The sequence below is a fragment of the Streptomyces albidochromogenes genome, assembly GCF_005981925.1.
GTDB classification, from domain to species: Bacteria; Actinomycetota; Actinomycetes; order Streptomycetales; family Streptomycetaceae; genus Streptomyces; species Streptomyces albidochromogenes.
In genome coordinates, this window is the sequence record NZ_VBVX01000654.1 from 1 (window position 1) to 1007 (window position 1007).

Here is a 1007-nt window from a genome sequence, read left to right on the forward strand (position 1 = left end):
GCCCGCCCCCGACTGGAATGCTCTGGTCATGTCGAGACAATTCTGGCCCCTGTACGGTCTGCGGATCACAACCCCGCGTCTGGAACTGACACTTCCGGACGGTGTCGTGCTCGATGAACTGGCCGGTGTCGCGGCCGACGGCGTGCACGACGAGTCGTTCATGCCGTTTTCGGTGCCGTGGACGGACGGGTCGGCGCAGGACCGTGCGCGGGCGACGTTCCAGCACGTACTGGGCACCGTCGCGCAGTGGCGGCCGGAGAAGTGGACGCTCAGCCTCGCCGTGCGGTGCGCCGGCCGGACCGTAGGCCGCCAGGACCTGATGACGGACGACTTCGCCGTGACCCGGGAGGGCGAGACCGGATCCTGGCTCGGCCTCGCGCACCACGGGCGCGGCATCGGCACCGAGATGCGGGCGGCCGTGCTGCACCTGGCTTTCGAGGGCCTCGGCGCACGGCACGTCACGTCGGCGGCGATGACGGACAACGCCGCCTCGCTGCGGGTGTCGGAGAAGCTCGGCTACCGGCCGGACGGCCTGCTGGTCGAGTCGGTGCGGGGCGAGGCCCGGACGGTCCTGCGCCTGCGGCTGAGCCGGGAGGACTGGGAGGCGCACCGGACGGTGCCGGTGAACGTGACGGGCCTGGAGCCGTGCCGGGAACTCTTCGGGGTGTGACGGCTGGAAGCCGTGCGCGGGAGCCGCAGGGGTGCGCGGCCGGGATCCGTGCGCGGTTGCCGGAAGGGTGCGACGGCCGGGAGCCCGTGCGCCTCGGCCGGGACCGGGCCGCCCACGGGCCGCCTGACAACGCGGCCCCGCGCCCCGTGAGGCCGCGGTAAACACCCGTCACCCTCGCGCAACGAGGTGGCAACGTGCGCCCGGCAGTATCGGTCCATGACGGAGTCGGCAGCACACCGCGAGGCACTTCCCCTCGACACCACGGGGCAACTGCTCGCCCGCATCACCGCCCAGCTCGGCACGCAGCTGAGTCACGTCTCCCCGAACGGAGCCCGCC

Annotated in this window: 1 protein-coding gene; it reads left to right on the plus strand. The window is 72.8% G+C overall.

From position 1 onward, the window contains the following. Window positions 1-28: 28 nt before the first annotated feature. Entirely contained in the window at window positions 29-670 is a 642-nt protein-coding gene (locus E2E34_RS34585; protein WP_138905754.1) for a GNAT family N-acetyltransferase, read from the plus strand. The last annotated feature ends 337 nt before the right edge of the window (window positions 671-1007 follow it).